The sequence below is a fragment of the Gammaproteobacteria bacterium genome (genome assembly GCA_029880545.1).
Lineage (GTDB): Bacteria > Pseudomonadota > Gammaproteobacteria > Acidiferrobacterales > SZUA-150 > JAOUOD01.
In genome coordinates, this window is record JAOUOD010000002.1 from 206256 (window position 1) to 219572 (window position 13317).

The 13317-nt window shown below is 52.3% G+C and carries 11 protein-coding genes; 3 read left to right on the top strand and 8 right to left on the bottom strand.

Annotated elements, in window-relative coordinates:
- Positions 1-54: 54 nt before the first annotated feature.
- The 3 genes from OEZ10_03020 to coaE are packed head-to-tail and all read left to right on the top strand — an operon-like array spanning position 55 to position 2846.
- A complete protein-coding gene (locus tag OEZ10_03020; protein MDH5631944.1) occupies positions 55-1281 on the top strand; it encodes a type II secretion system F family protein in 1227 nt (408 codons plus the stop codon).
- Between the two features lie 53 nt (positions 1282-1334).
- Complete coding sequence (locus OEZ10_03025) at positions 1335-2228, top strand: A24 family peptidase (protein MDH5631945.1); 894 nt, start codon at positions 1335-1337, stop codon at positions 2226-2228.
- 9 nt (positions 2229-2237) lie between these two features.
- A complete protein-coding gene (gene coaE / locus OEZ10_03030; protein MDH5631946.1) occupies positions 2238-2846 on the top strand; it encodes a dephospho-CoA kinase in 609 nt (202 codons plus the stop codon).
- Here the strand turns inward: coaE and OEZ10_03035 are convergent.
- From OEZ10_03035 to OEZ10_03070, 8 genes are all read right to left on the bottom strand, one after another.
- The gene (locus OEZ10_03035) at positions 2843-3817 is read right to left on the bottom strand and encodes a Nudix family hydrolase (protein MDH5631947.1); all 975 of its coding nucleotides are present in this window, start codon (positions 3815-3817) and stop codon (positions 2843-2845) included. The two genes, coaE and OEZ10_03035, sit on opposite strands and share 4 nt — an antisense overlap.
- On the bottom strand, positions 3798-5009 hold the full coding sequence (argJ, locus tag OEZ10_03040; GenBank protein ID MDH5631948.1) for a bifunctional glutamate N-acetyltransferase/amino-acid acetyltransferase ArgJ: 1212 nt from the start codon (positions 5007-5009) through the stop codon (positions 3798-3800). The genes OEZ10_03035 and argJ overlap by 20 nt, the downstream gene beginning before the upstream one ends.
- A 72-nt stretch (positions 5010-5081) precedes the next feature.
- The gene (gene secA / locus OEZ10_03045) at positions 5082-7784 is read right to left on the bottom strand and encodes a preprotein translocase subunit SecA (GenBank protein MDH5631949.1); all 2703 of its coding nucleotides are present in this window, start codon (positions 7782-7784) and stop codon (positions 5082-5084) included.
- A gap of 179 nt (positions 7785-7963) precedes the next feature.
- Positions 7964-8899 carry a M23 family metallopeptidase gene (locus OEZ10_03050; GenBank protein MDH5631950.1) on the bottom strand — a complete coding sequence of 312 codons (936 nt, stop codon included), beginning with the start codon at positions 8897-8899 and terminating at the stop codon, positions 7964-7966.
- A 42-nt stretch (positions 8900-8941) separates the two neighbouring features.
- Positions 8942-9850, bottom strand: a complete 909-nt coding sequence (gene lpxC / locus OEZ10_03055; GenBank protein MDH5631951.1) for a UDP-3-O-acyl-N-acetylglucosamine deacetylase — start codon at positions 9848-9850, stop codon at positions 8942-8944.
- Between the two features lie 268 nt (positions 9851-10118).
- Positions 10119-11249, bottom strand: coding sequence for a cell division protein FtsZ (gene ftsZ / locus OEZ10_03060; protein ID MDH5631952.1), 1131 nt, complete (start codon positions 11247-11249; stop codon positions 10119-10121).
- 51 nt (positions 11250-11300) lie between these two features.
- Positions 11301-12545 (bottom strand): cell division protein FtsA, encoded by a 1245-nt coding sequence (ftsA, locus tag OEZ10_03065; GenBank protein MDH5631953.1) that lies wholly within the window; start codon positions 12543-12545, stop codon positions 11301-11303.
- A 3-nt stretch (positions 12546-12548) separates the two neighbouring features.
- Positions 12549-13316 carry a cell division protein FtsQ/DivIB gene (locus tag OEZ10_03070; GenBank protein ID MDH5631954.1) on the bottom strand — a complete coding sequence of 256 codons (768 nt, stop codon included), beginning with the start codon at positions 13314-13316 and terminating at the stop codon, positions 12549-12551.
- Between the last annotated feature and the right edge of the window lies 1 nt (position 13317).

The window sequence follows — 13317 nt, forward strand, 5'->3', positions numbered from 1 at the left end:
ATAACAATTTCTCTATTTCCTTGAACGCTAGATAGAGGCAGGACACCAAAAGCCATGGCAAAGGCAGCAGCAAAACCAAAAAACGAAACGTTTGTCTGGGAAGGCACCGATCGCAAGGGCAAAAAGATCAAGGGTGAAATGGATGGCGCCAGTATTGCCATCGTCAATGCCATGCTTCGTCGACAAGGTGTCAACCCGACCAAGGTTCGCAAAAAACCGAAGGCACTTTTTGGTGGCGGCAAGAAAAAAATCACGCCAAAGGACGTCAGCATATTTACACGTCAGCTCGCAACCATGATTGCGGCGGGCATACCCATTGCCCAGGCATTTGATATTGTCGGCAAGGGCCATGAAAATCCTGGCATGCGCGAGCTCATCACCAGCATCAAGCAGGATGTTGAAAGCGGTACCAACCTGACCCAGGCGCTGTCCAAGCACCCACTTCAGTTTAACGCCCTGTACTGCAACCTGGTGCAGGCCGGTGAAGCTGCCGGTATTCTTGACTCCATCCTTGATGAGCTGGCCACTTACCAGGAAAAAATCGAAGGCATCAAGAGCAAGATCAAGTCGGCTCTATTTTATCCGACCGCGGTAGTTGTGGTTGCGTTTGTAATCACAACTATTCTTCTGGTCTACGTTATTCCGCAATTCGAATCCCTGTTCAAGGGATTCGGCGCCGACCTGCCGGCACTGACAAAATTCGTGATTGAACTCTCGGAATTCTTCCAGGTCTGGTGGTATGCAATGTTTGGCGGCATTATCGGTGGCGTTGTTTTGATGGCCAATGCCTACAAGCGGTCAGCAAAGATGCAGTACAGCTTTGACCGCGGTATTCTCCGCGCCCCGGTAGTCGGTGATATTGTACGCAAGGCTACCATCGCCCGGTTTTGTCGCACGCTGGCTACCATGTTTGCCGCCGGCGTTCCCCTGGTCGAAGCGCTGGATTCCGTCGCCGGCGCGGCGGGCAACCGGGTATACTATGACGGTACCATGGCCATCAAGGTGGATGTCAGCGGTGGCACCCAGTTGGTCAACGCCATGACCACAACCGGCCTGTTCCCCAACATGGTCTGCCAAATGGTCGCCATCGGCGAAGAATCCGGTGAACTGGATACCATGCTGGGCAAGGTTGCCTCGTTTTACGAACAAGAGGTGGATGATGCTGTCGAAGGATTGTCGAGCCTGCTTGAGCCTATCATTATGGCATTCCTTGGCGTCGTAATCGGTGGGCTTGTTATTGCCATGTACCTGCCAATCTTCAAAATGGCTTCAGCAGTATAAACTCGAACAACGGGCAGCCATTACCAGCTTGAACCCGGGAGCCGGATAAGGCCATGGAATTACTGGCACAGTTTTATCAATTGCATACCACAACCGCACTTGGGCTGGTCGCACTGTTCTCGTTAATGGTCGGCAGCTTTCTCAACGTCGTAGTCCATCGCCTGCCGATTATGCTTGACCGAGAATGGCGTAGTCAGTGCCTGGAGTTCCTGGATCACCCGGAACCTGACACTAATCGGGCCGTGCCGGATAAATATAATCTCGTTTTTCCACGCTCATCATGTCCGCAATGCGGGCACCAGATTGATGCCTGGCAGAACATACCGGTTTTGAGCTATCTGCTGCAAAAAGGAAAATGCCGGCACTGCGACAAGCCCATCTCGCCGAGATACCCGGTTACAGAGATTATGACAATGATTCTGTCTGTCATCGTCATTGGCCAACTGGGGCCAAACTGGCATTCCGTTTCATTCCTGTTTCTCACCTGGTCCCTGATTGCACTATCCCTTATAGATTTCGATCACAAACTTCTTCCTGACGACATCACGCTTCCGGTAATGTGGGCAGGGTTGGCGCTTGCCTTGACCGGCATTGGACCAGTGGATGTGAAATCCTCCCTGGCAGGAGCAATAATCGGCTACGGCAGCCTGTGGCTGATTTTTCAGCTGTTTCGCCTTGCCACAGGCAAGGAAGGAATGGGTTATGGCGATTTCAAGCTGTTTGCCCTGCTCGGCGCATGGCTGGGCTGGCAACAGCTGCCGCTGATTATTATTCTCTCTTCCTTTGTTGGTGCCGCAGTCGGTATTGGCAATATTCTCATACGCAACCATCATCGCAGTACACCGATACCATTTGGGCCATTTCTCTGTGCGGCCGGCTTTATTGCCATGCTCTGGGGCGATACGCTGATCGACCAGTACCTTCAGCTCATGAGAATTCGTTTCTAGGATTTGCAAATGCTCAAGGTTGGTTTAACCGGTGGCATAGGTAGCGGAAAATCGACGGTATCCGGATATTTCCGGGAGCTTGGTGTTCCTGTTATTGACGCGGATGAGATCGGACATGAACTGTCCAGACAGGGTAATGCCGGATATAACGCCATCATTTCCGAATTTGGTGACTCAATTCTTGAAAAAAGCGGGCAGCTCGATCGGGCCCATCTTCGGCGACTTGTTTTCACGCAACCTGTCCAACGCAAAAGGCTGGAAGCCGTTCTTCACCCGCTGATCCGCGATGAAATTCTCCGCCAGGTTTCAATGTCAAGCGACTCACCTTACTGTATTATCGTCGTACCACTGCTTGTCGAAACCGATTTTCATAATTTGGTCGACAGGATTGCGGTTATCGACACTACTGAAAAAAACCAGATCGAAAGAGTCATGCAGCGCAACCGTTTGGCCCGAGAACAGGTTGAACAGATCATTGCCGCCCAGGCAGCGGGATCAAAGCGACTACGCCATGCAGACGATATAATCAGGAATAATGGTGGTCCCGAGATACTTTTCAGACAAGTACAGGCGCTGCATCAAAATTACCTGGCTCTTGCGGAGTCAGTTGCAGACTAGCTGGAAAACTGGCTCCAGTACGCGGTAATCATCGCGATACCGCATGCGCCGTGTTCAATAGCGGTGTTCAACATGTCTGGTGTCATGCCGCCCAGTGCAAACACAGGGATATCTGACTGCTTCGCCAGTTCGGAAAACCTGTCCCAGCCCAGTGTTGGCGCCCCCGGATGGCTCGGCGTATCCAGCACCGGTGACAACAACGCGGCATCGACGCCAAGTTGCGCTGCCTTTGTGAGCTCGGCAGCATTATGACAAGAAGCAAAAACATAATAATCTTCCGGAAGCGGCCTTTCCATCGCCGCCATCAAAGTCTTGCTGCTGAGTTGCAAGCCATCCGCATCCAGCAGTTTCACCATTTCCGAACTTCGATTAAGAATTACACGTGCCCCGTATTTCCGGCATTTGTCCAGCACAATCCTGGCAATAGATAAATATGCCGTTTCGTCCAGGGCGGGTTCGCGCAGCTGCAACAAGCCGAGACCATGCTGTAACGCGATATCCAGGCGCCGCAGAAATTCGTCCTGACCCAGCTTGTCGACTGCGCTGATCGCATAGGTTTCAGCCAACTGGAGTACATGCACAACAGGAAGGTTGGCCTCGGGATAATCAAGCCTTTTCATTCGGGTGATTTCGACCCAGTCAATTTCCTGCTTTTCCTTGCCATGAGGAATACCCGCATATTCCAGAACACGCCATATATCGAGATGCACTCGCTTGTCAGGATAGGCGTAAGCAATCCGCATCATCGGCATTGCCCTTGTTACCTCGATGCCAAGCTCTTCTCGCAATTCCCGCACCAGGGAGTCATAGGGCGATTCGCCGGGCTCTATCTTTCCGCCCGGAAACTCCCACTTTCCACCCTGGTGACTGCCGGGGTGCCGTCTGGAAAGGAGAACGCGCCGAGAATTTCGCGGATCGCGGACAACACCCGCGACAACCCGCAAAACCGGATCAGCTTCGGTATTCGGCATTGATTTTCACGTAGTCATGAGACAGGTCTGTTGTCCATACCTTCACGCAATCATTGCCCTGATCAAGATCGACGGTTACAGTAATTTCTTCCCTGTTCATTACCTGTTGGCCGGCTTCCTCGGTATAGCTGGCAGCAACGCCCCCGTTCTCCACAATGGTAACCTCGTCGAGCATAATCCTGATCTTGGGCAACTCGATATCAACAGGGGCGCGACCTACAGCCGCAAGAATTCTGCCCCAGTTTGCGTCACTGGCAAAGAAGGCTGTTTTTACAAGCGGCGAATGCGCAATTGTATAGGCGATATCAAGGCAGTCTTTTTCCGTAGCGCCATTTATCACGTTCAGGGTAATGAACTTGGTAATACCCTCGGCATCACGAATGACGTCCTGTGCCAACTCCGTTGCAATCCTGGTTAACTCTTTTTCAAATAACTCATAATCCTTGCTACCGGGTTCAATATTGATACCCGACTTTCCCGTAGCCATCAGCAGACAGGAATCATTGGTAGAGGTATCTCCATCTACGGTGATCCTGTTGAACGAGACATCAGCGGCTCGTTCCAGTGCAACCTGGAGGTCATTGGCAGCGATATTGGCGTCCGTAGCCATAAATACTAACAGCGTCGCCATATCCGGACGGATCATACCTGCACCCTTTGCGATTGCAGTAAGGTTGACCTCACCCGCCGACAATTGTATGCGAGCCGATCTTCCCTTGGGCATGGTATCGGTAGTCATTATTCCCCGGGCTGCATCCACCCATGCAGCATCCTTCTGGCTCTCGACCAGACCCGGAATCGCGCCAGTAATTTTCTCCACCGGCAAACGCTGTCCAATAACACCCGTAGAAAATGGCAGCACCTCATCGGACTCTATTCCCAGTACCCGAGCCAGGGACTCACAACAGGCACGTGCGTTTTCGATACCGTCGACCCCTGTCCCGGCATTGGCATTGCCGGAATTTACAAGGGCAGCACGCACACGGCCGGACGCAAGGTGCTCCCGGCAAATGCTGACTGGCGCTGCGCAAAACCGGTTTTTGGTAAACACGGCTGCCACCTGGCTTCCTTGGTCACAAGTGATCAATACCAGGTCAGTCTTGCCGCTGGATTTAATACCTGCCGAAGCTACTGACAAACGAATTCCCGGTATTACAGCGAGATCCGTAACCGGTTCCAGTCCTACTGCCATTTGTTACCTCTTCCAGCAAAAAGGGAGCTTGTGCTCCCTTTTTATCATGGCCTAAAAAAAAGACAAGCCCAATCAGCTAAGTTGCCCATGACAACGTTTGTACTTCTTCCCTGATCCGCAAGGACACGGGTCATTTCGACCCACTTTTGGCGCATTGCGAACCATTGTGCGGATCCCGTCACCCGGCTCGTCGGCGACCGCAGAATCCAGCTCGGCGTGCCGGAATTCCATCGTGGACTGGTCCGGCGCCACGGCCGCCAGCCGGTTAATCTCTTCCTCCGACTGGATCCGCAAGCGAACCAGAACCCTGACAACTTCGTGTTTTATGCGATCAAGCATATCACCAAACAACTGGAAAGCTTCGCGCTTGTACTCATCCTTCGGGTTTTTCTGCGCGTAGCCACGAAGGTGGATGCCTTGGCGCAGATAATCCATGGCTGCCAGATGCTCTTTCCATTCCCGGTCAAGAACATTCAGCATGATGAATTTTTCTGCTTCCCGCATTACATCATCGCCGTACTCGCTGCACTTCGCACGATACCGGTCATCCAGTTCCTGCTGTATCCTGGTTCGCAGGGCGTCTTCGGTCATCTCCTTGTCTTCATCCAGCCATTTTCGTACCGGAATCGTCAAATCGAGTTCAGCAGCCAGGTTTTGCTCAAGCGCGGCGGTATCCCATTGTTCTTCAACGCTGCCCGGCGGCATGTCCTGGTCAATGATGTTACTCAAAACTTCGTGGAACATGTTGCGAATATCGTCCGAGATATCGCTTCGATCCATAAGCTGGTTGCGCTGATCATAGATTACATGGCGTTGGTCGTTGGCAACATTGTCGTACTCGAGCAATTGCTTGCGTATATCAAAGTTATGCCCCTCGACCTTGCGCTGGGCATTTTCTATGGCCCGGGTCACCAGTGGATGCTCTATGGATTCACCCTCCTGCATTCCGAGTTTCAACATCAGGTTGGATACCCGCTCGGAACCGAAAATGCGCATAAGACCATCTTCAAGTGACAGGTAGAACCTGGAAGACCCCGGGTCTCCCTGGCGACCGGAACGACCGCGCAACTGGTTATCAATGCGCCGCGATTCATGACGCTCGGTTCCGATCACATGCAGTCCGCCGGCTTCAACGACCAGGTTATGTTGTGCCTGCCAGTCGCTCTTCAATTTTTCCTTTTTAACAACGTCGTCATTCGTCGCTTCCAGGGCGGCATCGATATTGCCACCGAGCACAATGTCCGTTCCTCTGCCCGCCATATTTGTGGCGATTGTTACGGCGCCGGGTCGCCCTGCCTGGGCAACGATTTCCGCTTCCCGGTCATGCTGTTTGGCATTCAGTACTTCGTGCGGTATCTTTTCATTTTTCAGAAGCCGGGAAAGGTGTTCCGAGCTCTCAATGGATATTGTTCCGACCAGGACCGGCTGCTTGCGATCATGGCAATCACGAATATCGGCGATGATGGCAACATCTTTTTCCGTCCTCGTACGATATATCTGGTCACCCATATCATTGCGAATCATATCCCGATGAGTCGGTATAACCACGACCTCGAGACCATAAATTGACTGGAATTCAAATGCCTCGGTATCGGCAGTACCTGTCATACCAGATAACTTGTCGTACAGGCGGAAGAAGTTCTGGAATGTAATTGATGCTACCGTCTGGTTCTCGCTCTGTATCGCGACCCCTTCTTTGGCCTCAATTGCCTGGTGCAGCCCGTCAGACCACCTGCGCCCTTGCATCATGCGCCCGGTAAACTCATCAATAATGACTATTTCGCCATCCTTCAAGATATAATCCACTTCACGCTGAAATATGGCGTGGGCGCGCAACGCGGCGTTGACATGATGCAACAGTCCTATATTTGTCGCATCGTACAGATCGCCGTTCTCTTCCAGGATTCCTGCTTCGGACAGCAATTGCTCCACTCGCTCGTGACCGGTTTCGGTCAGGTATGCCTGCTTGGACTTTTCGTCTACCGTGAAATCTCCCGGTGTAAATCCATCGACCAGTTCGTCTCCTTCCTGGCGCTTCAACCCGGGGATGATGGTATTGATACGCTTGTAAAGGTCGGCACTTTCCTCGGCCGGTCCGGTTATGATCAGCGGCGTACGCGCCTCATCAATAAGGATAGAGTCGACTTCGTCTACAACCGCAAAATTGAGCCCGCGCTGATATCTATCACTGGCATGAATACCCATGTTGTCGCGCAGATAATCGAAACCATATTCATTATTGGTGCCATAGGTAATGTCCGCAGCATATGCGGCACGCTTTTCATCCGGCGCCTGCCCGGATGCGATCACGCCAACGGACATTCCCAGGAATCGGTAGATTCTCCCCATCCATTCAGAATCGCGACGCGCAAGATAATCATTAACCGTGACAATATGAACGCCTTTACCACTCAGGGCATTGAGGTACACAGGCAAGGTGGCCATTAGGGTCTTGCCTTCACCAGTGCGCATTTCGGAAATTTTTCCCTGGTGCAACACCATGCCGCCAATCAGCTGCACGTCAAAATGACGCATTCCCAGCACCCGCCATGACGCTTCGCGAACAACCGCAAAAGCTTCCGGTAGCAGGTCATCGAGGGATGTTCCGTCCTGGACACGGCTCCTGAATTCCTCAGTCTTGGCCTGCAGTTGTTCATCAGTCAGGGACTTGATACCGTCCTCAAGATCATTGATACGGTTAACCGCCTGGCGCATGCGCTTGACCAGGCGTGCGTTCCGGCTTCCTATTATTTTGGTTAATATTTTTCCAATCATTGCAGCAAATTCCTGTCCCGAAATTCGGGTCTACCACCTATAAAGTTCCGGATTATGGAGCAAAAATCCGGCGGATTGAAGCAAACCGACCGGCCAATCAGCTGGTTACTCCTTCAGCAAATAAAAAAGCCACCCTGCAGCTGCATGGGTGGCCTCGCATTCTTCTGCTCTCAGTTCAATCAGGATCCGCGTCGCGGACTATGCAGGTAATGCAGTGGGTCGGCCGCCTTGCCATTCCGAACCACTTCGAAATGCAAATGTGGGCCGGTTGAACGTCCAGAGGTACCTACCTCTGCCACGGGATCGCCCTTGCTCACCCTGTCACCCACCTTGACCAATACTGCGGATGCATGCGCATAACGTGTAACGTACCCTTTACCATGGGTTACTTCAACCATCAGGCCATAACCTGTTTTTTCACCGGCGTGACTGACAACACCATCGCCCATGGCCTTGATTTTTGAACCCATTGGGCTGGCGATATCCACGCCCTTGTGAAATGCGCTTCGGCCACTAAATGGATCGGCGCGCATACCAAACCGGGAGCTTACCCAGCCACCGCCTACCGGCCAACCAGATGGCGTTACCGCCTCAGTCAACTGTCGATCCATCATTAATGATTCCAGCGCTGCCAAATGATGAGTCTTGGCTTCTACCGCTTCGGCCAGCTGGTCCAATGTAGAAATGATGTCGAAATGCTCACCTTCCGCATTTGGCTTGGAGGGGCCACCCACAGCCGGATCACTGTCGAAATCGAATTCCCGGCTATCGAGGTTGGCCATACGGGTGAGCCGGCCACCCAACGCGTCCAGGCGCAACAATCGCGCCTGCATACGTCCCATTCTTTGGGCCAAGGCATTCAAATGACTTTCGGCGCGTACCCGGGTTTTACGTAGCTCGCTACGAAGCCGGAGAACCTCATATTTTTGAGCCGCCAGAACCTCGCCATCGAGACCATAATGGCGCTGAACCATCTTGTTGATTTCAATACCAATAAACCCGAAAAAAAGAGGTAAATAGATGATGCCAACAAGGATCAATACACTGACATGACGGTGATTTAAGGTGATATGGCGGGCTTTCCCCGCTCGACTGGATACCAATAATATATTCATAACAACTTCAACCTCTCTCCGTCCGCCTCCCGGGCTCAATTTTTATAGAGCGCCGGCACTCGCGCTTATCGGGTCTGATTCCACCGAATTCTCGATTCGAGTAATGCGCTCCCAATTGCTTGTCTCAAGCAACGTTCGAATCAGCCTGTTATTCAGGGAATGCCCGGATTTATGGGCGCGAAATGCCCCGATTATGGGGCGACCCAGCAAATACAGGTCGCCAAAGGCATCCAGCACCTTATGTTTTACAAATTCATTGAAATATCGAAGCTTATCTTCGTTTAGAATACCCTTATCGTCAAGCACTATCGCGTTTTCCAGTCCACCGCCCAAGATCAGGCCCTGGGCACGCAGCGCCTCGACATCACGCACAAAACCGAATGTGCGGGCTCGGCTCACATCGCGAATAAATGAATTTGTACCAAAATTAAATGTCACTGTTTGCCCGGACTGGCGAAGCACCGGGTGCTGAAAATCGATTGAGAACTCTATATTAAAGGTATCTGCAGGCTCAAGTCGGGCCCATTTGTCACCGTCACGAACCTCGACAGGCTTCAGTATCCGGATAAATTCCCTCGGGAAATTCTGGGCAACTATGCCAGCGGACTCGATCAGGAACACAAACGGGCTGGCACTGCCATCCATAATCGGTACTTCGGGGCCATCCACATCCACTCGCACATTATCTATGCCCAACCCCGCCAAAGCAGCCATCAGGTGCTCAACGGTGGATATCTGGACACCATCTTTCTCCAGCACAGTAGACAGCCTGGTATCACCGACATTTTCAGGGCGTGCCGAAATTTGAACCACCGGGTTCAGATCCACCCTGGAGAACTGGATTCCGAACCCTTCTGGGGCCGGTCGCAGCGTAATACCAACACGCTGACCGGTGTGCAGCCCGATTCCCGTGGCACTAATTGAATTCCCCAGCGTATGCTGAACTACCATATTTGGTATTCTTCCTTAAGATTCACCACTACAAATAGTAGTCGGGGAGAGGCAACCGAATTTGCTTCCACACAGGTTTGATCGCCTCGCCCTTCTGCCCAATCCGCATATCCGTATGTGACATGGATACTCATGAGCACGGATGGAGCTTTGTTAACAAACTACTTGTATTTAAAGACAGTTTTCCCCTTCTGTCCAGCCGAATCCCGCTGACGCTTGGTGGACGGGAGCACCGGGCTGACCAGTGGTAATTCATTTCTCCTTCATCTTAATCTGCCTGTTTACGCAAGAACGCCGGGATATCGAGGTAGTCCATACTGCCGGTGTCTTCGGCATTGGCGCCAGTCCGACGATGGCGAATCACTGTTGGCGTATCAAGCTCCTCGTATGCCACAGGACCGGTACCTGTTTTTACAACCTTGTACGGCTGTTGATTCTTGGCGGGCAAACCAAGGCCCGTCGCAACAATCGTAACCCGCAGGCTTTCACCCATTTCCGGGTCAATCGCAGTTCCAATTACGACGGTAGCATCTTCCGAAGCCAGTTCCTTGACCTTGTTACCCACTTCTTCGTATTCACTAATCATCATGTCAGGGCCTGCGGTGACGTTGACCAGGATTCCACGGGCGCCACGAATATCGACATTTTCCAGCAACGGGCTGGAGATAGCCTCAGTTACGGCAATGTTGGCGCGATCTTCGCCGGAAGCCACCGAAGAGCCCATCATTGCCATGCCCATTTCCGACATCACGGTACGCACGTCAGCGAAATCCACATTGATCAGGCCGGGGCGGGTAATCAGCTCGGCAATTCCCTGTACTGCGCCCTGCAATACTTCGTTGGCCTTGCTGAATGCGTCCAGAAGGCTGGCCTGCTTGCCCAGAATGGTCAACAACTTTTCGTTGGGAATGGTGATTACCGAATCCACGTATTCGCTTAACGCTTTTACGCCCTGGTCAGCCACTTCCATGCGCTTGCGGCCTTCGAAAGGAAATGGCTTGGTGACAACAGCCACGGTCAAAATTCCGAGGTCACGTGCCACCTGCGCGACAACCGGCGCGGCACCGGTTCCGGTACCGCCACCCATTCCGGCGGTGATAAACACCATGTCAGCTCCATCAAGCGCTTCCGCGATTCGTTCTCTATCCTCGACCGCTGCCTGGCGGCCAATGGACGGGTCTGCTCCGCAACCCAGACCCTTGGTCAGATTGGCACCGAGCTGCAGTACGGTTGCCACCGGCGAGCTGTTCAGCGCCTGGGCATCTGTGTTGGCATTAATAAACTCAACACCTTCTATATTGGCACCAACCATATGGTTGACGGCGTTACCGCCACCACCACCGACACCAACAACCTTGATCACAGCCTGCTGATCATATGTATCCATTAGTTCAAACATCTTGTTGCCCTCCTGTGTGGAATATCCTGGTAAATCAGTTCACAAGCCGCTTCAGAAATTCCCCTGAAACCAGCTTTTCATTCTTGCCCATACCGCCTTGGTCCCTGGTGTCGACTGCCCGGAATGGTCAAAATACTTTTCTCCGCCCTGGTGCTTTGCTCCGAACATCACCAACCCGACACCAGTTGCATAAATCGGGTTCTGCACAACGTTGGCCAGACCACCGACAAACTGGGGCATGCCGAGGCGCACCGGCATATGGAACACTTCTTCTGCCAGTTCCACCATACCTTCCAGTTTTGAACTGCCACCGGTAATCACAACACCGGAACCAATAACATCCTCAAACCCGGAACGTCTTAACTCGGCCAACACCAGGCTGAACAATTCCTCCATACGAGGCTCAATCACCTCAGCCAGCGTATGACGCGACAATTGACGCGGCGGTCGATCACCGACACTCGGTACCTCGATGGTTTCGTCAGCAGCAGCCAGTTGTGTCAACGCACAACCGTATTTTTTCTTGATCTCTTCGGCGTGATGCGTGGGCGTTCTCAAGGCGACAGCGATATCATTTGTTACCTGGTCGCCTGCGATAGGAATAACTGCTGTATGTCGAATGGCGCCGTCAGTAAAGACACAGATATCCGTTGTGCCGCCACCGATATCAACTATGCAGACACCCAACTCCTTTTCATCCTCGGTGAGCACCGAGATACTTGATGCCAGCTGTTCCAGAATGATGTCATCCGATTCAAGACCGCAACGACGTACGCATTTGATGATATTCTGGGCCGCGCTTACTGCGCCGGTGACAATGTGGACCTTGGCTTCCAGCCTGACACCGCTCATGCCAATTGGCTCACGAATTCCTTCCTGTTGATCAATAATGAACTCTTGCGGAATAACATGAAGGATTTTCTGGTCAGCCGGAATGGCAAGCGCCCGCGCCGCTTCGATAACACGATCTACATCCGATCCACCCACTTCCTTATCCTTGACCGCGACAATTCCGTGAGAATTGAAGCTGCTTATATGGCTTCCGGCGATACCGGCGTAGACGGAATGAATTTCACAGCCCGCCATCAACTCCGCCTCTTCCACTGCTCTCTGGATTGATTGAACGGTCGACTCAATGTTTACCACCACGCCTTTTTTGAGACCTCGTGACGGGTGGTGCCCGACACCGATTATTTCTATATCGCCCGTGGCCGAGATTTCTCCGACAATAACCAGCACCTTTGAAGTACCGATATCCAGCCCAACTATCAGTCTCGAATCATCACGTTTTGCCATAACTTACCCCTTCATCCTCCCGGCATCGGTTCCGGTAACCGTTTCCGCATCCTTGCTGCCCGCAACACTGAATCCGTTTGTATAACGCAGATCGACACGCACCAGACGGCCTTCATGTACTTGTTTCAAATCAGGGTACACATCGATAAATCGCTGCAAGCGCTCGGCAATCTCGTTTCTGCCCAGTAGCAGTTCGGTACCATCCTGCAAACGTATACTCCACGATCGTCTGTCACTGAGACTGACAGCCTGCATTTGCAGACCGGCAACCGCGAGCATGTCCCTGAACCTTGTATAGGCGGCATGTACCAGGTTCGCGGTTCCCGCGGGACCATCCAGTCTCGGGAAAGCTGGCTCAGGCACGTAGTCACGATCCAGTGCGACAACATCTCCCTGGTGGTTAAGCCATTTGTTCTCTTGCCAGTGCGCCATCAGGTGTTGCTCTCTGTATTCAATATGCAGACCTGAAGGCCAACGACGCGTTACTGATGCACGAAAGACCCACGGCAGGCTTTCGATATCCGTCCGGATGGCGTCCAGATTAAGCATCAGGTAATTATCCAAAACATGGTTGTACAATTTTCTTTCGATATCCACCCTGCTGACACGATTGAATTCACCTTGCAGCTGAATCTCGTTGACTGGAAAAGTGGCGGCACGAAAAATCCAGTCAACAACTATTACCAACATCACCAGCGCAACAATTGCCACAATAACCACAAGCACCTTGCGATACGCGGGATGATTCTGGTTCATCGCGGCAGTTTCCATA

Excerpts from the sequence above, each read along its gene's own strand:
- OEZ10_03020 (MDH5631944.1), top strand. The coding sequence starts at position 55 with ATGGCAAAGGCAGCAGCAAAACCAAAAAACGAAACGTTTGTCTGGGAA.
- OEZ10_03025 (MDH5631945.1), top strand. The coding sequence starts at position 1,335 with ATGGAATTACTGGCACAGTTTTATCAATTGCATACCACAACCGCACTT.
- coaE (MDH5631946.1), top strand. The coding sequence starts at position 2,238 with ATGCTCAAGGTTGGTTTAACCGGTGGCATAGGTAGCGGAAAATCGACG.
- OEZ10_03035 (MDH5631947.1), bottom strand. The coding sequence starts at position 3,817 with ATGCCGAATACCGAAGCTGATCCGGTTTTGCGGGTTGTCGCGGGTGTT.
- argJ (MDH5631948.1), bottom strand. The coding sequence starts at position 5,009 with ATGGCAGTAGGACTGGAACCGGTTACGGATCTCGCTGTAATACCGGGA.
- secA (MDH5631949.1), bottom strand. The coding sequence starts at position 7,784 with ATGATTGGAAAAATATTAACCAAAATAATAGGAAGCCGGAACGCACGC.
- OEZ10_03050 (MDH5631950.1), bottom strand. The coding sequence starts at position 8,899 with ATGAATATATTATTGGTATCCAGTCGAGCGGGGAAAGCCCGCCATATC.
- lpxC (MDH5631951.1), bottom strand. The coding sequence starts at position 9,850 with ATGGTAGTTCAGCATACGCTGGGGAATTCAATTAGTGCCACGGGAATC.
- ftsZ (MDH5631952.1), bottom strand. The coding sequence starts at position 11,249 with ATGTTTGAACTAATGGATACATATGATCAGCAGGCTGTGATCAAGGTT.
- ftsA (MDH5631953.1), bottom strand. The coding sequence starts at position 12,545 with ATGGCAAAACGTGATGATTCGAGACTGATAGTTGGGCTGGATATCGGT.
- OEZ10_03070 (MDH5631954.1), bottom strand. The coding sequence starts at position 13,316 with ATGGAAACTGCCGCGATGAACCAGAATCATCCCGCGTATCGCAAGGTG.